This window comes from Erysipelotrichaceae bacterium 66202529, from assembly GCA_017161075.1.
Taxonomy (GTDB): Bacteria; Bacillota_I; Bacilli_A; order Erysipelotrichales; family Erysipelotrichaceae; genus Clostridium_AQ.
Genome location: CP046174.1, coordinates 2,261,360 through 2,284,348, shown reverse-complemented (window position 1 = coordinate 2,284,348; position 22,989 = coordinate 2,261,360). Strand labels below are relative to the sequence as shown.

The window sequence follows — 22,989 nt, the reverse complement described above, 5'->3', positions numbered from 1 at the left end:
AAATATAGAACCATAGGAGGAAGCTGTATGACGAATTATGTCAATGAAATACAAAGGCGGAGAACCTTCGCCATCATATCACATCCGGATGCCGGAAAAACCACGCTGACGGAAAAGCTGCTGCTGTATGGAGGTGCAATTCTTTCCGCAGGAAGTGTAAAGGGAAAGAAAGCAAACAAGCATGCGGTCAGCGACTGGATGGAAATCGAAAAGCAAAGAGGGATCTCAGTTACCAGCTCGGTACTGCAGTTTGAATACAAGGATTTCTGTATCAATATTCTGGATACTCCGGGCCATCAGGATTTTTCCGAGGATACCTATCGAACTCTGATGGCTGCGGATTCTGCCGTTATGGTGATTGATGCATCCAAGGGTGTCGAGGCACAGACGAAGAAGCTGTTCAAGGTTTGCCTGCTGCGTAAGATTCCGGTATTTACGTTTATCAATAAAATGGATCGTGCTGCCATGAACCCCTTTGAGCTGCTGGAGCATATTGAAAGTGAATTGGGTATTTCCACCTATGCTATGAACTGGCCCATCGGTTCCGGTAAGGAATTCAAGGGTGTTTATGAACGGGATCATCACCGTATCATCGCCTTTCATGGCGGGGATCACGGACAAAAGGCTGCGGAGGTAAGCGAGGGGACATTGCAGGATGAAACCTTCCGTACGGTTTTGGGAGATCATTTTTTTGAACAGCTGCGTGAGGATAGTGAGCTGCTCGATATTGCCAGTACGGAATTTGATCAGGAGCTGGTTTCAAAGGGAGAGCTGACACCGGTATTCTTTGGAAGTGCTTTAACCAATTTCGGTGTAGAGCCGTTCCTCTCTCATTTTCTTGATATGACAACCTCACCGCTGCCAAGAGAATCCTCACAGGGGGAAATCAATCCGATGGATGAGCGCTTCTCTGCCTTTGTCTTTAAAATCCAGGCAAACATGAACAAGGCGCATCGTGACCGTATCGCCTTCATGCGTATTTGTTCCGGACGCTTTGAGAAGGGGATGGAAGTGATGCATATGCAGCAAAACCGCAAAATCAAGCTTTCACAGCCCCAGCAGTTCATGGCACAGGATCGCGAAATCGTCGAGGAGGCATATGCCGGTGATGTCATTGGTGTTTTTGATCCCGGTATCTTCTCGATCGGTGATACCCTGTGTGATCCTACAATGAAATTTGAATTCAAAAAAATACCAACCTTTGCCCCGGAGCATTTTGCCAGAGTTACACAACGAGACACAATGAAGCGCAAGCAGTTCACAAAGGGAATCACCCAGATAGCACAGGAGGGTGCGATTCAGGTATTTCAGGAAATCAATATCGGTATGGAGGAAATTATCGTCGGCGGTGTCGGTGTCCTGCAGTTTGATGTACTGGAGCAACGCCTGAAGAGTGAATACAATGTAGACATCAAGCTGGAAATTCTGCCGTTTCAATGTGTCCGCTGGATAGATGATCAAAGCATTGATCCTAATACGCTCAATCTAACCAGTGATTCCAAGCGGGTACGTGATCTGAAGGGAAGAAATCTGATTATATTCATGAATAACTGGGGAATTAAATGGGCGCTGGAACAGAATAAGGGACTGACCCTGAGTGATGTGGGAACTGCAGAATAACTGCTGTAGCACAAAGCATAAAAGCTGAAAATCATATTGGAGGAACAACTGCCTTTACAGGAAGCGGTTCTTCCTTTTATTATGCGATATTATTATGCGATAATTCTGTTCTGTATCCTCTGGTTTGTGTTTAGCTGTCGTATTTTTTTTGTAAAGCATCCTCATCCGAGCTCGTATATGGAATACACCTGCTTTTAAAAGAATGTATAACCCCTTATACATCGGGGTATGCTATGTTACAGTGAGGTGTAACTATATGCATGATGAAGATATCGTATGTACCTGTATGAGTGTTTCTGTACGGGACATTAAAACAGCGATTGAGGCAGGGGCGAACAGCTTTCAGGAGGTGCAGGATGCAACCGGAGCAGGAACTGTTTGCGGAGCCTGTAATGATGTATTGGAATCCGTTGTTGATCAATTACTGAGAAACAGATGAAATCGTCTGTTTTTTCTTTTTCTTCTTTTGTCTGTTTAGTCATAAAGTGCTTCTTTTTATCATAAGTTTAGAATGACTAAGGGAGGACAAACAATGAATACCACAGAGATTTTAAAGAATATAGCACAAAGATGCGGTGGCGATATATACTTAGGGATCGTGGGTCCTGTACGCGTCGGCAAATCAACGTTCATCAAGGAGTTTATGGAAAAGGCTGTTATTCCATATGTCAGTGATGAATTTGAAAAATCACGCATGATTGACGAACTGCCGCAGGCAGGAGTCGGTAAAACAATTATGACCACCGAACCGAAATTTGTGCCGAATAATGCCGCAACCATCGAATTTGATGACGGGTTTACCGTCAATGTCCGTCTGGTGGACTGTGTAGGCTACGTCATTCCGGAGGCAAAGGGCTATAAGGATGAAGATGGTATCCGTATGGTACGCACACCATGGAATGATGAGCCTGTACCTTTTAATGAAGCTGCCAAGACAGGAACACAGAAGGTTATTCAGGATCATTCCACGATCGGTATTGTCGTTACGACAGATGGAACGATATCCGATCTTTCCAGAGAGGCATATATCGAAGCAGAGGCGGAGGTCATTGATGAATTAAAGGCTATTGGAAAGCCGTTTATCGTTGTCGTCAACAGCGCCGATGTAAATGCCCCTGCCTGTAAGGCGGTAGTGGATAAGCTGAAGGAAAAATATGAGGTACCGGTTCTGGCTATTGCCGTCAACCATATGAGTGAAGAAGATGTGCACGATATTTTAAGAGAGGCATTATATGAATTCCCGGTATCTGAAATCAATATCAATATGCCGCAGTGGATCGCCGTATTAAGTGATGATCACTGGCTGAAGAAAAGTTTTCATGATACGATTCAGGAAAGCATGTCCAGTGTGGATCGGCTTCGTGAGGTTGAAAATATCACAGATGTATTAAATGAAAATGAATATATCGATGGCAGCAATCTGGCGACAATCGATACCGGACAGGGCATCGTAAATGTTGATATCACGGTGAAGCCGGGACTATATAACGAAATTCTCAAGGAAATTATCGGTCATGAGATCAAGGATAAAGCCGAGCTGATTTCCCTGATGCAGGATTACACTAAAGCAAAGCGGGAGTATGATGCTGTGGAAAGTGCATTAAAGATGGTAAAGCAGACGGGATATGGCTTTGCGAGTGCATCCCTGCAGGATATTCAGCTGAGCAAGCCAGAGGTCGTCAAGCAGGGCAGTCGGTATGGTGTGAAGCTGAAAGCTATAGCACCAAGCATCCATATGATCAAGGTGGATGTTGAAAGCACCTTTGAGCCGATTATCGGAAGTAAGGAGCAAAGTGAGGAGCTAATCCGCTATCTGCTGCGCGATGACGGCAGTGATGACCAGAGCATCTGGGATAGTGATATCTTCGGGCGAAAGCTGTCGGATCTGATTCGCGACGGTCTCAATGCCAAGCTGTCCATGATACCAGAAGCCGCAAGAGCAAGACTTCAGGACATCCTGACGAAGCTGGTAAACAAGGGAAAAGGCAACGTCATTGCTATTGTTCTCTAGTTTTACCGACATTTGAAAAACCGCAAAAACAAAGGGTATTTAAAACTATCTTTTTTTGAGAAAAATGTTGAAATATGAGCTTCCAGATGGTATCATATAGCTATGTTGGAGGTAATGAACATGAGTGAAATTTTAAATAAAAAAGCTTTAGTAGAAGTCGTTGCTGAGAAATTAGAAATGACAAAGAAAGATGCAACTGTAGCAGTTGAAACCGTTTTTGATGAAATCGCAAAGACTTTATCTGAAGGCGGAAAAGTTGATATCTCTGGTTTTGGAAAATTTGAAATCAGCGAACGTCCTGCACGTATGGGAATCAACCCTGCAACTAAGGAACCTCTTGAAATCGCCGCTTCAAAAGCGCCAAAATTCAAAGCTGCAAAAGCATTGAAGGAAGCAGTAAAATAGTAGGCTCAAAACGGATATCTGGAATCATCATACAGGTATCCTTTTTTTCTTACCATGCGTAAGGCTCATGTATGCATATCAGAAAACTTTCTGCAATCCTGCTGATAATTCCTGTATAGATGTGATATAATAACTAACACATATATGTAGAAAAGGAAGGATACTTATGTTTAATAACTCCTATATGTCTCAGTATATTTTGTATATATTAGCGTTTGCCGTTGTCATGCTTGCACAATCCCGTGTACAGGCAGCCTATCATAAATATAAACAGATTCCCAATGAACACGGGCTTACCGGAGAAACGGTTGCACGCAGAATCCTGGATATGAATAATCTTCAAAACATTCATGTGGAGGTTGCCAAGGGCGGTATGCTTTCCGATCATTATGATCCTGTGCATCATGTTGTACGGCTTTCTCCAGATATCTACTACAATACTTCCATCGCTTCGATCAGTGTGGCGGCGCATGAGGTTGGCCATGCCATTCAGCATAAGGAGCATTATGGTGCTATCGGACTCAGAAACCGTCTGTTACCAATGGCGAATATTGCATCACAGCTTGGATGGGTTGTTCTTGTTCTGGGATTGTTCCTGTTCGCAAGCACACCGGTGATTCTCTATGCAGGAATCGCTATGATCTGCATTATACTGCTGTTTCAAATCGTCACACTGCCTGTGGAATTCAATGCAAGCACCCGAGCCGTTAAACAGCTTGCCATGTATGGAATGATAAGCGATCGTGAGCGTTACGATGTAAAGGGGATGCTGCGGGCTGCAGCCTTCACATATGTTGCTGCTGTGCTTTCTACACTCGTACAGATACTGCGTATACTGCTGATTGTGCTTGGAAGAAGAAATGATGATTAGTTGATGAAAGAATCCTGGAGGATTCTTTTTTAATGAACGGATGAAATATTGACAGAACAATAATATCTTATATATCATATCTAAATTAACTAAGTCAGGTAGTATGCTCTTTGAGGAACCACCTAAAAATGGATGAAGAAAGGAGAGAATGAAAAACGAATGATTGGTAAAATAAGCCAATGTATGTTATGGTTAGATTGTAAAGATAACATAGTTTATCATGAAAAGGAGAGATTGCAATGGAAGCAATAAAGACAAGAACAATAAGTGTTTGTGGAGTACAATGCGATTTATGTGAGCATTATCCTGAGACCTGTGGCGGATGCAATTACGTGAAGGGGATGCCGTATTGGATACAATACGTTGATGGTATAGATGTATGCGATATTTATATGTGTTGTAAGCAGCGCAAAAAATTAAGGCATTAAGTGCGGAGGATAACCAAAAGGATTTTTTACTGCAAATGAAAAATCTTAGTGAAAGTGAAATAGATATTTAGTAAAAATGAAAGAAACCTATGCCGATCATGATCTGAAGATTAAATGCAATGATTGTTATTACTTCGCATAATGTATATTATGTAATGTTTTGCGTGAAGGTCTGATTGGTCATTGAAGAAAAGAAAACAGCCAACTTCCGTGAGAATTGACTGTTCTTCGTTAAATGAAACTATCATTGCACCTGAAGACGTTTCAGCATTGTTTCTTTCGCTTTATGCTCCAGTGTATCATCCAGCTCTGCTAAATCCTCCAGACGGATATCCGGATGATTTTTTTTCAAGCTTTTATAAATCACAAAATCTACTATTTCCGGATTTTTTGGAAACAGAGGGCCATGCATATAGGTTCCCAGCACACTTCCGTTATAGAAGCCCTCCTGTCCGCCCTCAAAGCTGTTTCCATAGCCACTGATTACAGAACCCAGCGGAGCAGTGACATTACATGTCTGTCCACCATGATTTTCAAAACCAACCGCTGTAAACTCATAACCATCCAAGTTACAGCGAATAGCTATATTACCGATACAGCGTGTACCGTTGCTGCCGGTTGCTGTATAATAATCAAAGAACTTCAAGCCTTCAATTTTTTCATTATCCGCACTGATATAGTATTGACCGAAAAGCTGATAGCCTCCGCAGATCAGCAGTACAAAGGTCCCCTGCTCCATCGCCCTTTGGATATTCTCTTTTCTGGAAAGCAGATCATCTATCAGCATCATTTGTTCCTTATCCGCACCTCCGCCTAAAAAGAGGAGATCATATGCACAAAGGTCTTTCTTATCACCGATGGTTAGGGTGTCAATCGTTATTGAAATACCACGGTCCTCACAGCGCTTTTGCAGAACCATCATATTTCCCTTATCACCATATAGATCCATAATATCATGATACATCCAGCATACGTTCAGCTTCATATTACACACCTTCCTTGCTTTCCTGCACACCGAGACTCAGCAATATATTACGTATCGGCTGTAGCGCGGTATAGGTCGCAATGACATATTTTGTTTCTTTAGCTTCCATAAGAGCTGCTGCAGCCTCCTTCATTTGTTCCTGCACTTCCATATGCTGTGTATACCCGCCATACTTCAAACGCAGTGCCATATCATAGCAACGGCTTCCAGACACAATAATACGTTTTGTGGTATCCTTCATCAGCTTTTCAAAAAAGGTGTCATAAATCCAGGATACATCTGTACCATCCTGTGCATTGTCATTCAGTATGATTAGAATACTTTTTTCATCCTCATCCTCTTCAATTACCTTCATGACCTCATTTGCCCCTGTTGGATTTTTCACCAGATTCAGTATGCAGCTGCTTCCTTTATATGTAAAGGTCTCATTGCGTCCATCCGGAACCTTGATATGTGAGAAGGCCGCTGCCGCATATGCTGTATCTACAGACAGCAGCTTGGCGACCGCAAGAACTGCCATACAGTTATACATTGTGTACAGACCACCCTGCGGTGCATTAAATTCCTTTCCGTCATAAACAAATGTTCGCTCTGGAATACTAATTACACAACCGGCAGCATCCAGCTTCGGTGTCTGAAAATCACAGCCGCTGCAATGAAATACACCGATATGTGAATACTGATAGAAATCATAGTCCAGGCGGCTTCCGCAGCGCGGACAGAATTTTCCTTCACTTGCTTCCTTTGTAGTCTCACTGCTGGAAGAACAGCGTTCCATACCAAAGCTCAGCATGCTTGCCTTATGTGCAGCATCCTTCAATCGTACAACATTAGGATCATTGCCATTCAAAATCAGGGTTCCCTCAAAATTAGATATCGCCTGTTCAATTTTTACAATAAGCTGCTCCATTTCTCTGGCACGATCCAGCTGGTCACGGAAGAAATTTGTCACCACCAGTGCATCCGCTTTCAGATTTTTCATAATGAATGGAATATTCAACTCGTCAACTTCCAATACGATTGCATCAGCCTGTACTCTTTTTCCCAATGTGGTGTTCAGTAACAGTGCGGTTGTGATTCCCTCCTTCAGGTTGTCTCCCTTACGATTGTTTACAACCCTTCTGCCCTCCTGCTCCAGCATCGCCGCGATCATGTTGCTGGTGGAAGTTTTTCCGTTGGTCCCGGTAACCAGAATCAGCGGACAATCAATACGCAGTCTTTTTACTATATCCGGACACAGCTTCAGTCCGATCTGTCCAGGGAGCGATCCGCCACGGTGAATCAGATGCAGCAGTGCCCCGGCCAGCTTTGTTATCAGTATTGCAAACGTCGTCATAAATCAGCCTCCTGTATATACCTTACTCATAGGATGTCCATCCCTTCAAATATTAAAACACTTCTCTATTATACAGGAAAAAAAGATGTTTTGGTGAAGTTTTTCCCTGGTTATGCCGTTTTTCATAAACTTATCCTTTGTAAATGAAAAATGTTTTCAAATATCCGGCGCATTCTTGACTTGCATGAGGGGCTGACCTATAATAATATGGTAAGAAAAAAGGGCAGAAAAACCCATTCTTGCACTGAAGTTAACTTTTAACTAGCAGGAGGAAAAGAACAGAATGAAAGAGTTAGAAATGCTGTACGAAGGAAAAGCTAAGAAAGTATTCGCGACAGAGAATCCGGATCAGGTCATTGTTGACTATAAGGATGATGCTACGGCTTTCAACGGTCAGAAAAAAGGTACAATTCTTGGAAAGGGTGCTGTCAACAACAAAATGACGAACTTCTTATTCAAGAAGCTGGAGGAAAAAGGAATCCCTACGCATCTGGTGGAGGAGCTAGATGACAGAAGAACGCTTGTAAAGAAAGTGGAAATCGTTCCTTTGGAGGTCATTATACGTAATAAGGTTGCCGGAAGCTTCGCTAAACGTATGGGACTGCAGGAAGGTATGGAGCTGAAGTGTCCGATTCTGGAATTCAGCTATAAGGATGACGATTTAGGAGATCCTATGATCAACGATTACATGGCACTTGCTGTCGGTATTTCCACACAGGAGGAAATCGACGAGATTACAAGGCTGGCATTTGCTGTAAATGAGGAGCTGAAAAGCATCTTTGCCGCTGTGGATATCGAACTGATAGACTTTAAGCTGGAGTTTGGACGCTATAAGGGCGGCATCGTTTTAGCTGATGAGATTTCTCCGGATACCTGCCGTTTCTGGGATATTCACACACATGATCACCTGGATAAGGATCGCTTCAGAAGAGATCTTGGCAATGTAGAGGACGCATACCAGGAAGTATATCGCAGACTGGGAATTTAATATACAGATTATAGAATTACATAGAAAGGATGTTTTCGGATGAACGACAGATATGTAAGTCCTCTGGGACAGCGCTATGCCAGTGAAGAAATGCAGCGTATTTTCTCCAACGATAAGAAGTTTCGTACATGGAGAAAGCTATGGATCGCACTTGCGGAAAGCGAAAAGGAACTGGGTCTTGATATTACACAGGAACAGATTGAGGAATTAAAGGCACATGCAGAGGATATCAATTATGATGTCGCAAAAGAACGGGAAAAAATCGTCCGTCATGATGTAATGAGCCATGTATATGCTTATGGTCAGCAATGTCCAAATGCCAAGGGAATCATTCATTTGGGTGCAACCTCCTGCTTTGTCGGTGACAATACTGATTTGATTGTCATGTATGAAGCGTTGGAGCTGATTAAGAAAAAGCTGGTGAATGTGCTTGCCGAGTTAGAAAAATTTGCATTGGCGCATAAGGATTTGCCTGTGCTTGCCTTCACCCACTTTCAGCCGGCACAGCCGACAACGCTTGGAAAACGTGCGGCAATCTGGGCACAGGATCTGCTGCTGGATTATGAGGAGCTTTGCTTTCTTCTGGAAAACAAAAAGCTGCGCGGCTGTAAAGGCACTACCGGTACCCAGGCAAGCTTTATGGAGCTATTCGACAATGATGAGGCAAAGGTAAAGCAGCTGGATCAGATGGTAGCGCAGAAAATGGGCTATGAGAAATCCTTCCCTGTTTCTACGCAGACATATTCCCGTAAGGTGGATTCCCGTATATTGAATGCCCTTGGCTCTATTGCACAGAGCGCGCACAAATTTTCAAATGATATTCGATTGCTTCAGAATTTGAAGGAAGTGGAGGAACCGTTTGAAAAGGGACAAATCGGCTCCAGTGCGATGGCATATAAGCGAAATCCGATGCGCAGTGAGCGTATGGCTTCCCTTGCGAATTATGTAATAGCGGATACCTTAAATCCGGCAATTACAGCAGCTACCCAGTGGTTTGAGCGTACACTGGATGATTCCGCAAATAAGCGAATCAGTATTCCGGAGGCCTTTTTGGCAGTTGACGGTATTCTGGATCTTTATCTGAATATTACAGATGGTCTGGTGGTGTACCCGAAGGTCATCGAAGCCCACCTGATGAAGGAGCTGCCGTTCATGGCAACAGAAATGATTCTTATGGATGCAGTGAAGGCAGGCGGTGATCGTCAGGAGCTGCATGAGAGAATCCGTGTTCATTCCATGGCTGCCGGCAAGGTGGTGAAGGAGGAAGGGCTGGACAATGATTTGCTGGAGCGTATTGCAGCGGATGACATGTTCCCGATGAATATGGAGCAGCTAAAAGCAATCATGTCTCCAATCAATTTTGTTGGACGTGCACCAAGTCAGACAGCAGAATTTTTCAATGAATGCATTGATCCAATCCTGGAGGCTGAAAAGGATGCATTGGGCCTTCATGCGGAAATCAATGTATAAGCATATCCTGCTTAGTTCTATCATTCCACATAGATAACATAGATAGATTAAAGAGCTTTGCATTTTATATACAGAGCTCTTTTTTTATGCCTATGTAAAAATGGATGAATGAAAATCAGCAGCCTTACATATATGTGCAAAACAGCATCCAGCAAGCTTGACCTCCTTTCTTCTTTTTAACTTTAAAGCTACAAGGAGGAAACATGAGATACAAAAGGATCAATGGTTGATTCTTTTATAGCAAGAATTAGAAAGAGTCTTCCCCCTTCCCTTTTCTGCTTTATCAAGTGTTAAAGACGGGATGATAGCAAACACAAGATGAGTACGCAAACTAGAATGCCACTTGATTTACGCTGGAGCTGCTCTTTATAAGAGATTGGGCAAATAGGAACACTCCTGTATAACTGCCTGCTATTTGATGATAATACAAGAAAAGATCTGACCCTGAGCTATCTGCCCAAAATCAGACCTTCAACATTATTTATATAGATTCAGCTTATACAAATACTAAGCAGGCTTACAGCTGCCTTATCGTTCCTTTTTGTCAGCTTGTTCATAATCATACAGCGGTGTTGCATAGCTGCCGTTAAAGCATGCGCAGCATAAATGTGTAGTTTGAAAAGCTGTATACAAATCTTCTATCGCAAGGAATTTCAGGGAGTCCGCATGCAGATAGGCGCATAGCTCGTCTACATTCTTTCGTGCGGAGATCAGCTCCTCTCTGGATGAGGTATCCACACCGTAAAAGCATGGATATTGTATGGCAGGGCTGGCGATACGCACATGCACCTCCCTTGCGCCTGCATCCTTTAACAACCGGACGATTCTTCTACTTGTTGTACCACGGACAATACTATCGTCAATCATTACGATGCGTCTGTCCTTCACAATAGCCTGAATAGCAGAAAGCTTCATTTTCACACCGCGTTCCCTCTGTGCCTGTGTTGGCTGTATGAAGGTGCGTCCCACGTAGCGGTTTTTAATAAGACCGATTTCATACGGAAGTCCGCTTTCCTGTGCATAGCCGATTGCCGCAGAGATCGAGGAATCCGGTACACCAACAACAATATCAGCTTCCAGTGCGGTATCCTTTTGCGCCATGACCACGCCGCTTCTTCTTCTGGCATCATGCACATTGATTCCCTCAACATCGCTGTCCGGTCTGGAAAAATAAACATATTCCATGGCGCACATATGTCTGCTTTTTTCTTCATGATAGCGTGTTTTATGAATTCCTTGCGGTGTAAAGGCCACAATTTCTCCGGGCTGTACATCATCCAGCAGCGTTGCATTCATCACGGAAAAGGCACAGGTTTCCGAGCTGATGCAATAGCCGTCCTGCAAAGCCGCATACGATAATGGTCTTAACCCATGGGGATCCCGTATGGCATAGATGGTATCCGAACACAAAATCAAAACGGCAAACGCCCCTTCCAATCGGGCAAAGGCTTTTTGAATACGTTCGATAAAGGTGCCGCTTTCCCGCTGAATCAGATGCAGGATGATCTCACTATCACTGGTGCCCTGAAAGATACTGCCCTGCTTCTCCAGCTCCAGCTTCAAGCGCTGTGCATTGACAATCTGTCCGTTATGACACACAGCGAAGGGATTGTTAGTCAGCTTGGCGAGCAATGGTTGTATGTTTTCCGTCTCATTTCCACCTGCTGTAGAATAGCGTACGTGCGCGATCGCATGATGGCCGTTCAGCTTTTGGATATCCTCCTCATGGAATACATCGCGAACCAATCCATGCCCCTTTTTCAGCTGCAGCAGCGTATCATCCGAACATGCAATACCACAGCCCTCCTGTCCTCTGTGCTGCAGAGCATGAAGACCATAATAACACAGTGCTGCAGCCTCTTCCTGGTGATATACCCCGCATACGCCGCATTCCTCATGCAGATCATCTGCCTGCATCCAATCCTCTGTTTTCAACATAATCTCATCCTTTCTTTTTTGCGTTTGAAATAATCTGAACTGCTGGTATTTCATATTATACATTTTATTTTACAGTGTCATGTTTCAAAACAGCTCTTTCATACGTCTTTCCCTTTTTTATCCACGAAAAAAGCAGCAGTCAGCTACTGCTTTTTATTTGCCTTTGCATAGGCGATAAAATCCGTAAACAATGGATGCGGACGGTTGGGTCTGCTTTTGAATTCCGGATGAAACTGCACACCGACATAAAACGGATGTGCGCTGATTTCCACAGCCTCCACTAATGAGCCATCCTTCGAGGTAGCTGTGATATCCATTCCATGCTGAATAAATTGTTCACGATACTGATTATTAAATTCATAGCGGTGCCGGTGGCGCTCGGAAATTTCCGTTGTCCCATAGGCGCGGTACAGCTGTGTACCCGGATGGATGCTGGACGGATATGCGCCCAGACGCATTGTGCCGCCCAGATCCTGCTCATCACTCTGATCTGCCATATAATGGATTATCAAATGCTCACTATTCGGGTTAAATTCATAGGAATTGGCATCCTCAAAGCCCAGCACTGTACGTGCAAAGGCAATCGCTGCAATCTGCATACCGAGACAGATTCCCAGATATGGGATTTTATGCTCTCTGGCATAGGTGGCAGCCAGTATTTTACCTTCAATGCCACGCGTTCCAAATCCTCCGGGTATCAGAATGCCGTTACAAGCCTGCAGCAGCCCTTCTATACTTTCAGGGGTAATTTTTTCAGAATCGATCCATTTGATATGTACCTTTACCCTGTTTTTCAAGCCGGCATGATACAGTGATTCCACAACGGAGAGATATGCATCATGGAGACGGACATATTTCCCGATGAGTGCTATTGTCACATCCTCTTTACATTCAGATGCCTGTGCAATCAGCGTGCTCCAGGAGCTTAAATCGGCTTTTGGTGCCGTAATATGGAATCTTTTGCAGACGATATCATCCAGCCCCTGCTTTTGCAGCATATATGGCACCTCATATAAGGAAGGCATTGTCCGGTTTTCAAAGACACACTCCTTTGGAATATTACAGAACAGTGAAATCTTATCCCGTATTCCCTCCTCCAGCGGATGATTACAGCGGGCGACAATAATATCAGGGAAAATTCCATAGGACTGCAGCTGATTGACAGAATGCTGTGTCGGCTTGGATTTATGCTCCTGACTGCTTTCCAGATAAGGAATGAGCGTCACGTGAAGAAACAAACAGTTTTCCCTTCCTTTATCCTGTGCAACCTGACGGATCGCTTCCAGAAAAGGAAGACTTTCAATATCCCCGGTTGTACCTCCGACCTCACAGATCATGATATCAGCATCGCTTTCCTGCTGTGCTTTATAAATGAAATCCTTGATTTCATTGGTAATATGCGGAATAACCTGTACAGTTTCCCCCAGGTATTTTCCTTCCCGCTCTTTATTCAGGACATTCCAGTATACCTTTCCCGTTGTCACATTTGAGTAGCGGTTCAGATTTTCGTCAATAAAGCGTTCGTAGTGTCCAAGATCCAGATCGGTTTCACTGCCATCCTCAGTCACAAACACTTCCCCATGCTGATAAGGACTCATTGTTCCCGGATCGATATTGATATACGGATCCAGCTTCATAGCTGTTACCTTCAATCCTCTTGACTTCAACAGTCTTCCCAGGGATGCAGCGCTGATGCCCTTTCCCAGACCGGAGACAACACCACCGGTTACAAATATAAATTTACTCATATATGACCTTCCTTTATATATTCCTTCATCCTGATTACTCACTTATTTGATATTTATCCAGCAGCTGCTGTGCCACCTGCAGGCGGCTGTGCTGGGTATCCATGGCACGCTTTTCCAAATAGCGGTGTGCCTGTGCCTCACTCAGCTGCTCCTGCTCCATCAGCAGACATTTAGCCCGGTCGATGATTTTGATTTCCGAAAGCTTATCCTTTAAAGAGCGGTTTTTTACACGGATGCTGCGCAGACGCTTCTGTGTCAGAATCGCAAAACGCAGCACGGAGAGAAGCACCGTTTTATTGACAGGCTTTAAAAATACATAGACACCCGCTTTTTCCATTTTATCGCAGATATTGTCAAAGGTTTCTGCAGATACCATGATCATGATAGACGCATCGCTTTTTTCTGCCAGATCCTGCGGCAGCGCATAGTCTGTTTCATCCATAAGCGGATAATTGATTATGATCATATCGAAGGCAGCTTCCAGTGCGGTTCTGCGTGCTTTGGAAGCTGTTTTGCAGGTTGTGATATTCATTGCATCTTCCATATTCAGAAAATCCTTCAGAAAGCCCGTTGTCTTATCACTTGCACTCACCAGCATGACATTCAACATGACCATCTCCCCTTTCCTGTTTCAACCCTAACGCTGTATCAATAATTTTGCTATATGTTATTGTCTGTACAGCAGGAGCCTGCCTCTTTGATCTTCAGAAATTCCTGAAGCAGGTGCTCTCCCAGTACCTTTTTAATAAAGCTGCTGTTTCTGGCAAGCTCAATGGCTTCCTTTAGGGATACCGGCAGCTTTTGCAGTCCCTCGTGATGAAAATATACATTTTCATCGACAGCAGATACATGCAGCTGTTCCTCCATGCCCTCCAGACCTGCGCATAGCAGCAGGGCAAGTGCCAGATACGGATTGCAGGAAGGATCCGGGCTGCGCACCTCAATCCGTGTACGGCGTTCTTCTGCCGCCGGAATGCGGATCAGTGCGGAGCGGTTGCTGCAGGAATAACAGATATAGCGGGGAGCCTTATCCTCTCCCAGGCGCAGATAGGATTCCTTTTCCGGGTTAAGGAATATTGTGATTTCACGAATACGCCGCAGAATACCCGCTGTGAATGCCTCCATATATCTGCCGTTATCCTGTGCAAACAGATTGCTTCCATTTTTAAACAGGGACAGATTGATATGCAGACCGTTTCCCGGCTTCTGCTGCAGTGGCTTTGGCTGGAAATTGGCTTTTAAACCGTTTGACAGAGCGACCATATCCACGACATTGCGAAAGCTCATCAGATTATCGGCACATGTGACAACCTCGTCGAACCGAAAGTCAATTTCATTTTGTCCGGGCCCCTGCTCATGATGGGAGCGTTCCGGGAGGATTCCCATTTCCTCCAAATCCAGGCAGATTTCTCTGCGGACATTTTCTCCTTTGTCCAGGGGGGCGATATCGCAATATCCTGCTTCATCATAGGGAATCAGCGTCGGCCTTCCATTTTCATCACGTTCAAACAGATAAAATTCGCATTCCGTACCGGCCATGATCTGATATCCCTGTTTTCTGACCTGTTTCATTAAACGGTTCAGCAATGAACGTGCATCCAGTTCAAATATGCTGCCATCAGGATAGCGGATTTCACAATACATACGAACAACACGTCCAATCTGCGGACGCCATGGAAGAATTGTCAGTGTTGAAATATCCGGAAACAGAAACAAATCCGATGTATAGCTGCCCGCAGTTGCAGAGCAAAGAGTAAAGCCGCTGATCGCACTGGCGTCAAAACTCAGACCGTGCGCAAACACCTGTTCCAGCTCCTGTGGCATGATCGAGATATTTTTCTGATTACCAAGCAGATCAAAAAAGGCAAGGCGTATAAATTTCACATCGTATTCCTCAATAAATTCCATAATCTCACGTTCACTTGTTACCATATGCATCCTCCTTACTATCCTGTGTGGCATCTGGTTACTTATACGAAAAAGGCGTCTACAAATCCGGAAAAGCCATGTTTTCCACCTGTAGAACGCCTTTGTTCCTATAACAGTAATATATTACAAAAATGCAGTGCAGTTGTCAATTCCTATTTCAGCATTTCATGAAGATAAATATTGCAGTTACGCTCTGGGCCAACGGAAATCATCGAGATTCTCGTATGGCACAGCTCCTCAATACGGCGCAGATAGGTCTTGCAGTTCTCAGGCAGCTCCTCGTAGGTTTTCATTGTGGAAATGTCTTCCTCCCAACCGTCAAACTCCTCATAGACCGGCTTTGCCTTATATAAATCCTCAATATTGCTCGGGATATAATCATAGCGTACGCCGTCTACATCATAGGCAACACACATTTTGATGTTCTTTAATCCGCTTAGTATGTCGAGCTTGGTAATGACCAAATCTGTTAACCCGTTGATCATAGCCGCATGGCGTACAACATTGACATCCAGCCAGCCGCAGCGTCTTGGCCGTCCGGTGGTTGCGCCAAACTCATGTCCCTGATTACGCAGCCATTCTCCCATATCATCAAACAGCTCGGTCACAAACGGGCCTTCTCCGACACGCGTGGAGTATGCCTTGGCAATACCGATGATAACATCCAGCTTTTTCGGTGAAACACCTGCCCCGGTACAAACACCAGCTGAGGTTGGTGAGGAGCTGGTCACATACGGATAGTTTCCGTAATTGATATCCAGCATCGCCGCCTGCGCGCCCTCGAACAATACCTGTTTATTTGCATCCAGTGCCTGATTGACTTCAATCTGAGCATTGATGATGCGAGGCAGCAGCGCCTCTCTTATTTGTGCAAACTGCTGAACCAGCTCCTCATAGGAAAAGCCCGGATCATCATATACCCTCTGGAAGGTGACATTTTTCATATCGACTGCAATTTTCAGCTTTTTCTTAAAGCTTTCAAAATCAAGCAGATCTCCCATACGCAGTCCCTGACGGGAATATTTATCCGCATAGCATGGACCGATTCCCCGTTTCGTTGTACCGATTTTATGATCCTTCAGACTTGCTTCAATCAGGGCATCCAGACGTACATGGTATGGCATAATGATGTGGGAACAGTCACTGATTTTTACATGATCGGTTTGTAAACCGCGATCCTCCAGCTGTTTGATTTCTTCAAGAAAGACGAAGGGATCAACGACGACTCCGGGGCCGATGATGCAGGCAGCCTTTTGAAGCACACCGCTGGGCAGTAAATGCAGCACCACCTTGTGGTTTTGGCCCATAGGTACATCTTCAACGACAACCGTATGACCTGCATTATTCCCTCCCTGAAAGCGTACCACCGCATCCATCCGGGACCCCAGATAATCAACAACCTTGCCTTTTCCTTCATCCCCCCACTGGGTTCCGACGACTACATATCCTGGCATAAAAATTCCTCCTCACGGGTATTTTCAAAGCAGCTTGATACTTTTAAAAAAATCCTTTACTAATATAGCACACTTCATGTAAAAAATAAACATCTTTTTTTGAAAGTTGTTTCATCTGTGATTTATGAAAGCATTTCCGCTGGATATTTCAGAATATGCAGACGACTGTTATGGCTTCCAGCTACCATGAAGAAAAAATCTCAGCGCTTATACGAACGTTCATCGTCCATGCTTGACACCACCCTGTCTCTTATATATTGCAATCTGCAAGAAGTTGAGTTAGCACGACCATGATATAGCAATCTGGCTTAGAATCATTTGCATAGAAAAAAAGGAAGCTGACATATGCTGGTGTACAGCATATCAGGACTTCCCTGTTGTATAAGCTTTTTATTTTTCCATCGTTTCCATCAGCTTATCGGCAGCCGGCTTGATCCAGGAATACATTTTCTCTGCTGTTGCCGTGTCAAAGTCATCATCCTTGTAAATTCTGGAAATGCTGTCCATCATCGGAAGCTCTGCCCATAACGGCACTTCGTTTTCCTTTACAAATTCCTCGACATTGCGGTGCTGGAAAATTTCTATCCGTTTTCCGCAGTCCGGACATTCAACATAGCTCATGTTTTCAATGATACCAAGTACCGGTATCTTGACCTGCTTGCACATATTGATCGCCTTAGAAACAATCATAGATACCATCGGCTGCGGTGTAGATACCATAATGACTCCGCTGACAGGCAGACTCTGCAATACGGTCAGTGCGACATCTCCTGTTCCCGGCGGCATGTCAATAAACAGATAATCCAGCTCTTCCCAGACCACATCCGTCCAAAACTGCTTGACAGCATTTGCCACGATTGGCCCGCGCCAGACAACCGGCTGGTTTTCATCCTCCATTAAGAAGTTTAAAGACATGACCTTAATACCGTCCTTATCGACAACCGGCTCAATGGCATCGTTGGTACCGAATGCCTGTGCATGCTCAAGTCCCATCAGACGGGGAATGCTTGGCCCGGTGATATCGGCATCCATGATACCGACCTTATATCCTCTTCTGGCCATTTCCTTTGCCATCAGTACGCTCATACTGGATTTTCCAACACCGCCCTTGCCGCTCATCACACCGATGACATGACGGATTTTATTGCGTTCATTATTCTGGATACCACAGCTATCCGCCTGCTTACCACAGGTTCCCTTGCTGGGGCATGAATTACAATTGCTCATAGTAACAGTCTCCTTATCCTTTACAATATAACCTATCTTATTTTACAACTTTTTGTGTTGTTTTCCAATGCTTTCGCCTCATCCTTTTTGTTTTTCTTTTTTATCCGACCGCGGGTGATAGCTCTCAATGGCTTCCTTTAACCGGCGGTTTTGTACATGGGTATAAATCTGGGTGGTCGCAATATCACGATGTCCCAGCAGTTCCTGTACAACACGCAGATCTGCACCGCCATCTAAAAGGTGTGTCGCGAAGCTGTGCCGGAAGCTGTGTGCAGAAAGCCGCTCATCCAGATTCAGCATGTGCAGGCGCTGCTTGATCAATGTATGTACGTATTGACGGGTCAATACATTTCCTCTGCTGTTTATAAATACGCGGGTAGACTTGCGTTTCTCCCATCCGGGACGGATTTGTGTTACATAGACCCGTAAGGCAAGAACACAGCGCTTATGCATCGGCACCATGCGCTCCTTATCCCCTTTTCCAATCACACGCAGATAACCCTGCTCCAGGTGAACCTGATTTAGACGAAGCTCACATACCTCGCTGACCCGCAGTCCGCAGCCGTACAACAGCTCTAAAATCGCCTTCTGATACAAGCTGCGCTCATCCTCACCAAAGCTGTCCAGCAGCCTCTCGATATCGTGCGGGTTAAAATACAGCGGAAGCTGCTGTTCCTTCTTTCCCCCGCGCAGATGGATGGAAGGATCGAGAATAGTGGGATGCTGCATGGAAATATAGCGGTGAAACATATGAATGCTTGTCAGCATATGATTTACGCTGCTGCGCTTACGTCCGTCCTCCCCCTTTTGACCTTCCTCCAGCTCGGATAAAAAGCTTTGAATATCCTGCGGCAGAATATCCTCCATCACCTGCTTATGCTTGCCAATGAGCCAGGCCTCATATTCCTGCAGATCCTGCTGATAGGAGTGAATGGTTGCCAGCGCCTTTTGATCAACTGCCTGTATGTAATGCAGATAATCCTGCAGTGCCTCATGGATATTCATCGTTTGATCATCTGCGGCAGAAGCACATGGGCGTTGACCTTCCCATCCTTCACCGCCTCCACCAATACGCTGACCGCTTCCTCCTTATTCACGTCGTAGACAAACTGCAGCGTGCGGATTTCCAGACGGTACTGCTTCAAAGTATAGGCAATTTCTGCTATTCTGGAAGCCCGGTGTACCATGTAAAAGCGTCCCTTTTCATCCAGCAGCTCCTGCACCCTGCGACACAGCGTATCCAGTGTCAGAAACCGTTCATGGCGGGCCATCTGCAGACTTTGCGATTCATTGAGGTTGGAGGTTTCATGAACCTTAAAATATGGTGGATTACAGACGATAACATCCATCTTTTCCAGCTGTGCATCATGGATGGAAGCTGCAAACAGTGTTACATTTGTTATATTGTGATGGCGCATATTCATGTCTGCGACCTGAATCGCTTCCTTTTGAATATCGACCCCATACATATGCTTTGGTTCATAGCGCTGTGCCGCCAGCAGCAATGCCCCGTTATTCGTACCGATATCCAGTACGCGCTCCCCTTTTTTTACGGTCATAAACTGCGCCAGCAGTGCAGTATCGGTATTGATACGAAACATCTTCTTGTGCTGATACAAGTAGATATCTGTCCCGTTGATATAATCATAGGTATATTCTTCCATACGCTACCTCCCTGACCCTATTATTATAGCGGAAGTTTACATTAAATTAAACAGTTTTATAAATTCAATGACAAGCGTGGATTTGAGATAGCTGCCCACAAGAATAATCAGAAAGCAGATAAAGATATCATTCAGGACATTGTTTCCCAGCTGCTTGAAGTTCAGACGTTCCCGATTGGTCGTGGAATAGATAATATACATGGAAAGCTGAATAGCACTGGCAGAGATCAGAAAGGTCGCAATCAAATCCATCGCCACCTGCGGAAGCAGTGTCATGATGATACCCGCAATCCCCTTCAAATGATACGTATAAACAAACAGGGCACAGGAGAAGCCGATCTGCATCCCCTTTGTAAAGGCGATAAAGCTGATCACAGGTATACCGATGAGCGAGGTTCCCAGCAGAAAGACGAACAGGATAAAAACGATACCGCTGAAAAACTGAGATACAAAGTAATCATATTTATTCACACTGGAATCAATGGTCGTCAGATAGCTGGATAGACTTTTGATATCCGATACATCAATATAATTGGAAACGATGATGCCCATCAGAATGCCGCAGCCGACAAGAATAGCAATAAACAGATATACATTATGATATTTTTTTAGAAATCCGTGATAGACCTGCTTCTTTCTTACGGGTATTTTACTTTTCATATAGTCACCTCACTTCACTATATGAAAAAAAGAAGGCAGACTTGCTGCCAACACATCGACAAATACCGCGTGATATCCGATATCCTTTGTAAATATACGTCGGAATCACTCCCTGTTTTTTGCTTTTTGTATATCACTTGCCCGCATCAGATGCGCTCCGGGAATCTGTGCATTCAGCTCCTTTAACACATCCTCGACAGTATTGGTCGGTTTGACCTCATGCTGAAACAGATCGATTTGATCAATGGTGTTTTCTGCGGAATATAGAGAACCAAGTCCGATACCCAAATGACGGATTTCCCTGCCGCTGTAATTACGGTCAAACAGCAGTAAGGCATGCTCCAGCAGAACATTGGCATCATCCGTATAGTTGTGAATATTGACAGAGCGCACTGCATTGGAAAAATCGAAATACCGGATACTGAGCGAAATCAGAGAGCCCTTGATATGATCCTCCTTTGCCCGTCTGCTCAATGCAGCGGCAAGCCGTTTCAGTACAGTTTTGACCTCGTCGTAATCGGTGATATCCCTATCCAGAGTCGTTGACTGTGAGATGGACTGTACACTCGTATTAAAGGAAAGCTGGGCAGAGCCGTTTCCACGAGCATGCTGAATATATGTATATGCATGCTTCCCCAGTAATGTCATGATTTTTGATTCATTGTCAGGATCTGCCAGATCGCCGATGGTGGTAATGCCGTTTTGTATCAGTAAGGGTACCGTCTTTTTCCCAATCCCCCACATATCATGGATTGGCAGCGGCCACAGCTTTTTGGGAACCTCCTGCTTCCGCAGAATCGTGATCCCCATCGGCTTGCGCATGTCACTTGCCATTTTGGCAAGAAATTTATTCGGCGCTACACCTATACTGCAGGGAAGCTTCAAATCATGCAAGACGCTTTTTTGAATCTGCCAGGCTAAATCGAGCGGTCGCTTGTAATCTTTAATGACATCGGTCACATCCATATAGCATTCATCAATGCTGGCAGGCTCAATCAGATTGGAAAACCTGCGCAGGTATTTAAAAAAACGATTACTCAATTCCTCATACCAGCCGTAATCGCCCTGTACTACTACAAGATTTGGACATTTTTCCATCGCCATATGCAATGGCATAGCACTATGCACCCCATATTTGCGGGCCTCATAGCTTGCTGTCGATACCACACTTCGCCGGTGCAGCCCTGCCACAACGACCGGCTGCCCTTCCAGTGCAGAGTTTTTCAGAACCTCCGCACTTGCAAAGTAGGAATTCAGATCAATATGTAAAATAACTCTTCCTGCCATACACTACTCCCTTATCATCCAGTATAGTATACTGGATTTTTACCGGAAAAGCTAGCGGAATGTTTTGATCACATTGTTTTTGTTGCGCAGTCGGTGCTCCAGGCGCAGCTTATCAGAAATCATGGCAATAAACTCAGAATTGGTCGGCTTCGCCTTGCTGGCGGATATCGTATAGCCGAAGATATCATCAATCGCATCAATATTGCCTCTGTTCCATGCAACCTCGATTGCGTGTCGAATGGCTCTTTCCACACGGGATGCCGTGGTCGCATATTTCTTGGCAATTTCCGGATACAGCACCTTGGTGATCTGACCCAGAAAATCCACGTTCAGATAGGTTTCCAGAATGGCTGTTCGCAGATACATATACCCCTTAATGTGTGCAGGGATACCAATTTCATGCAGCAGCTCGGTGATTTCACTTTCCAGCTCCAGCTTCTGCAGGCGCTCCTTCTCATCATCGTCCAGATTAACCTTGACCATATTTCTGGATAAATGCTCCTTGTGCGTATAGCCGACAATAAAATTCAGCTTATCGCATAGCTGCTCGATTTCAAAGGGCTTCATCAGAATATAATCAATGCTGTAATTCTGTACACCTGCCACAATGAGGTCGTTTACAAACGGTGTTGTACATATGATGTAATCCACCTGAATATGATTCTTCTTTAAATCATGCAGGACACTGATGCCGTCCTTCTTCGGCATAATCAGATCCAGCACAAGCACATCGAGATGCTTTCCGCGCAGCTCGTTGACACACTGCTCGCCATTGGTGGCACTTCCAATGACCTGATACCCATCACTCTTTGTGAGCGCTTCCTTCATGCTATGGATCATTTCCATGCTGTCATCCACCAGATATACATTTATTTTGTTATTCATACGTTTCCTCTCTCCTTACTGATATCAATTATACGGAGAATGGATGCAGAAATTCGGTGAAAATGTCGAATGAAGAAAAGAAT

At 44.6% G+C, this 22,989-nt stretch carries 20 protein-coding genes; 7 read left to right on the top strand and 13 right to left on the bottom strand.

What is annotated here, in order from left to right; all coding sequences use genetic code 11:
• Positions 1–27 precede the first annotated feature (27 nt).
• From GKZ87_10780 to GKZ87_10760, 5 genes are all read left to right on the top strand, one after another.
• A complete protein-coding gene (locus tag GKZ87_10780) occupies positions 28–1,620 on the top strand; it encodes a peptide chain release factor 3 (GenBank protein ID QSI25930.1) in 1,593 nt (530 codons plus the stop codon).
• Positions 1,621–1,876: 256 nt separating this feature from the next.
• On the top strand, positions 1,877–2,059 hold the full coding sequence (locus tag GKZ87_10775) for a (2Fe-2S)-binding protein (protein QSI25929.1): 183 nt from the start codon (positions 1,877–1,879) through the stop codon (positions 2,057–2,059).
• Between the two features lie 93 nt (positions 2,060–2,152).
• Entirely contained in the window at positions 2,153–3,631 is a 1,479-nt protein-coding gene (spoIVA, locus tag GKZ87_10770; protein QSI25928.1) for a stage IV sporulation protein A, read from the top strand.
• A 120-nt stretch (positions 3,632–3,751) separates the two neighbouring features.
• Positions 3,752–4,036 carry an HU family DNA-binding protein gene (locus GKZ87_10765; GenBank protein QSI25927.1) on the top strand — a complete coding sequence of 95 codons (285 nt, stop codon included), beginning with the start codon at positions 3,752–3,754 and terminating at the stop codon, positions 4,034–4,036.
• 166 nt (positions 4,037–4,202) lie between these two features.
• Positions 4,203–4,907 carry a peptidase gene (locus tag GKZ87_10760; protein QSI25926.1) on the top strand — a complete coding sequence of 235 codons (705 nt, stop codon included), beginning with the start codon at positions 4,203–4,205 and terminating at the stop codon, positions 4,905–4,907.
• 672 nt (positions 4,908–5,579) lie between these two features.
• Here GKZ87_10760 and GKZ87_10755 read toward each other — a convergent pair.
• Together GKZ87_10755 and GKZ87_10750 are read right to left on the bottom strand one after the other, a co-directional pair.
• On the bottom strand, positions 5,580–6,320 hold the full coding sequence (locus tag GKZ87_10755; protein QSI25925.1) for a glutamine amidotransferase: 741 nt from the start codon (positions 6,318–6,320) through the stop codon (positions 5,580–5,582).
• Between the two features lies 1 nt (position 6,321).
• Entirely contained in the window at positions 6,322–7,656 is a 1,335-nt protein-coding gene (locus GKZ87_10750; protein ID QSI25924.1) for a DUF1727 domain-containing protein, read from the bottom strand.
• A 283-nt stretch (positions 7,657–7,939) separates the two neighbouring features.
• On the opposite strand from GKZ87_10750, the gene GKZ87_10745 reads away from it, so the two are divergent.
• Both GKZ87_10745 and GKZ87_10740 read left to right on the top strand, forming a co-directional pair.
• Positions 7,940–8,644, top strand: coding sequence for a phosphoribosylaminoimidazolesuccinocarboxamide synthase (locus GKZ87_10745; GenBank protein QSI25923.1), 705 nt, complete (start codon positions 7,940–7,942; stop codon positions 8,642–8,644).
• 39 nt (positions 8,645–8,683) lie between these two features.
• Positions 8,684–10,114 (top strand): adenylosuccinate lyase, encoded by a 1,431-nt coding sequence (locus GKZ87_10740; protein QSI25922.1) that lies wholly within the window; start codon positions 8,684–8,686, stop codon positions 10,112–10,114.
• Positions 10,115–10,642: 528 nt separating this feature from the next.
• Here the strand turns inward: GKZ87_10740 and GKZ87_10735 are convergent.
• The 11 genes from GKZ87_10735 to spo0A all read right to left on the bottom strand — a co-directional run bounded on the left by GKZ87_10735 (position 10,643) and on the right by spo0A (position 22,906).
• Positions 10,643–12,052: an amidophosphoribosyltransferase gene (locus tag GKZ87_10735; GenBank protein ID QSI25921.1), complete on the bottom strand. Its 1,410-nt coding sequence runs from the start codon at positions 12,050–12,052 to the stop codon at positions 10,643–10,645.
• A gap of 143 nt (positions 12,053–12,195) precedes the next feature.
• Positions 12,196–13,800, bottom strand: a complete 1,605-nt coding sequence (locus GKZ87_10730; protein ID QSI25920.1) for a CTP synthase — start codon at positions 13,798–13,800, stop codon at positions 12,196–12,198.
• Between the two features lie 34 nt (positions 13,801–13,834).
• Positions 13,835–14,410, bottom strand: coding sequence for an ANTAR domain-containing protein (locus GKZ87_10725; GenBank protein QSI25919.1), 576 nt, complete (start codon positions 14,408–14,410; stop codon positions 13,835–13,837).
• A 50-nt stretch (positions 14,411–14,460) separates the two neighbouring features.
• Positions 14,461–15,732, bottom strand: coding sequence for a type I glutamate--ammonia ligase (locus tag GKZ87_10720; GenBank protein QSI25918.1), 1,272 nt, complete (start codon positions 15,730–15,732; stop codon positions 14,461–14,463).
• 149 nt (positions 15,733–15,881) lie between these two features.
• Entirely contained in the window at positions 15,882–17,183 is a 1,302-nt protein-coding gene (locus tag GKZ87_10715; protein ID QSI25917.1) for an adenylosuccinate synthase, read from the bottom strand.
• A gap of 390 nt (positions 17,184–17,573) precedes the next feature.
• Positions 17,574–18,410, bottom strand: coding sequence for a P-loop NTPase (locus tag GKZ87_10710; protein QSI25916.1), 837 nt, complete (start codon positions 18,408–18,410; stop codon positions 17,574–17,576).
• Between the two features lie 78 nt (positions 18,411–18,488).
• Positions 18,489–19,415, bottom strand: coding sequence for a tyrosine recombinase (locus GKZ87_10705; protein ID QSI25915.1), 927 nt, complete (start codon positions 19,413–19,415; stop codon positions 18,489–18,491).
• Entirely contained in the window at positions 19,412–20,074 is a 663-nt protein-coding gene (locus GKZ87_10700) for a methyltransferase domain-containing protein (protein ID QSI25914.1), read from the bottom strand. Before GKZ87_10700 ends, GKZ87_10705 begins: the two co-directional genes overlap by 4 nt.
• Before the next feature lie 36 nt (positions 20,075–20,110).
• Complete coding sequence (locus GKZ87_10695; GenBank protein ID QSI25913.1) at positions 20,111–20,734, bottom strand: stage II sporulation protein M; 624 nt, start codon at positions 20,732–20,734, stop codon at positions 20,111–20,113.
• Positions 20,735–20,839: 105 nt separating this feature from the next.
• Positions 20,840–22,021: a DNA polymerase IV gene (gene dinB / locus GKZ87_10690; GenBank protein QSI25912.1), complete on the bottom strand. Its 1,182-nt coding sequence runs from the start codon at positions 22,019–22,021 to the stop codon at positions 20,840–20,842.
• A gap of 51 nt (positions 22,022–22,072) precedes the next feature.
• Positions 22,073–22,906, bottom strand: a complete 834-nt coding sequence (gene spo0A, locus GKZ87_10685; GenBank protein ID QSI25911.1) for a sporulation transcription factor Spo0A — start codon at positions 22,904–22,906, stop codon at positions 22,073–22,075.
• Positions 22,907–22,989: the final 83 nt, after the last annotated feature.

Excerpts from the sequence above, each read along its gene's own strand:
- GKZ87_10780 (QSI25930.1), top strand. The coding sequence starts at position 28 with ATGACGAATTATGTCAATGAAATACAAAGGCGGAGAACCTTCGCCATC.
- GKZ87_10775 (QSI25929.1), top strand. The coding sequence starts at position 1,877 with ATGCATGATGAAGATATCGTATGTACCTGTATGAGTGTTTCTGTACGG.
- spoIVA (QSI25928.1), top strand. The coding sequence starts at position 2,153 with ATGAATACCACAGAGATTTTAAAGAATATAGCACAAAGATGCGGTGGC.
- GKZ87_10765 (QSI25927.1), top strand. The coding sequence starts at position 3,752 with ATGAGTGAAATTTTAAATAAAAAAGCTTTAGTAGAAGTCGTTGCTGAG.
- GKZ87_10760 (QSI25926.1), top strand. The coding sequence starts at position 4,203 with ATGTTTAATAACTCCTATATGTCTCAGTATATTTTGTATATATTAGCG.
- GKZ87_10755 (QSI25925.1), bottom strand. The coding sequence starts at position 6,320 with ATGAAGCTGAACGTATGCTGGATGTATCATGATATTATGGATCTATAT.
- GKZ87_10750 (QSI25924.1), bottom strand. The coding sequence starts at position 7,656 with ATGACGACGTTTGCAATACTGATAACAAAGCTGGCCGGGGCACTGCTG.
- GKZ87_10745 (QSI25923.1), top strand. The coding sequence starts at position 7,940 with ATGAAAGAGTTAGAAATGCTGTACGAAGGAAAAGCTAAGAAAGTATTC.
- GKZ87_10740 (QSI25922.1), top strand. The coding sequence starts at position 8,684 with ATGAACGACAGATATGTAAGTCCTCTGGGACAGCGCTATGCCAGTGAA.
- GKZ87_10735 (QSI25921.1), bottom strand. The coding sequence starts at position 12,052 with ATGTTGAAAACAGAGGATTGGATGCAGGCAGATGATCTGCATGAGGAA.
- GKZ87_10730 (QSI25920.1), bottom strand. The coding sequence starts at position 13,800 with ATGAGTAAATTTATATTTGTAACCGGTGGTGTTGTCTCCGGTCTGGGA.
- GKZ87_10725 (QSI25919.1), bottom strand. The coding sequence starts at position 14,410 with ATGTTGAATGTCATGCTGGTGAGTGCAAGTGATAAGACAACGGGCTTT.
- GKZ87_10720 (QSI25918.1), bottom strand. The coding sequence starts at position 15,732 with ATGGTAACAAGTGAACGTGAGATTATGGAATTTATTGAGGAATACGAT.
- GKZ87_10715 (QSI25917.1), bottom strand. The coding sequence starts at position 17,183 with ATGCCAGGATATGTAGTCGTCGGAACCCAGTGGGGGGATGAAGGAAAA.
- GKZ87_10710 (QSI25916.1), bottom strand. The coding sequence starts at position 18,410 with ATGAGCAATTGTAATTCATGCCCCAGCAAGGGAACCTGTGGTAAGCAG.
- GKZ87_10705 (QSI25915.1), bottom strand. The coding sequence starts at position 19,415 with ATGAATATCCATGAGGCACTGCAGGATTATCTGCATTACATACAGGCA.
- GKZ87_10700 (QSI25914.1), bottom strand. The coding sequence starts at position 20,074 with ATGGAAGAATATACCTATGATTATATCAACGGGACAGATATCTACTTG.
- GKZ87_10695 (QSI25913.1), bottom strand. The coding sequence starts at position 20,734 with ATGAAAAGTAAAATACCCGTAAGAAAGAAGCAGGTCTATCACGGATTT.
- dinB (QSI25912.1), bottom strand. The coding sequence starts at position 22,021 with ATGGCAGGAAGAGTTATTTTACATATTGATCTGAATTCCTACTTTGCA.
- spo0A (QSI25911.1), bottom strand. The coding sequence starts at position 22,906 with ATGAATAACAAAATAAATGTATATCTGGTGGATGACAGCATGGAAATG.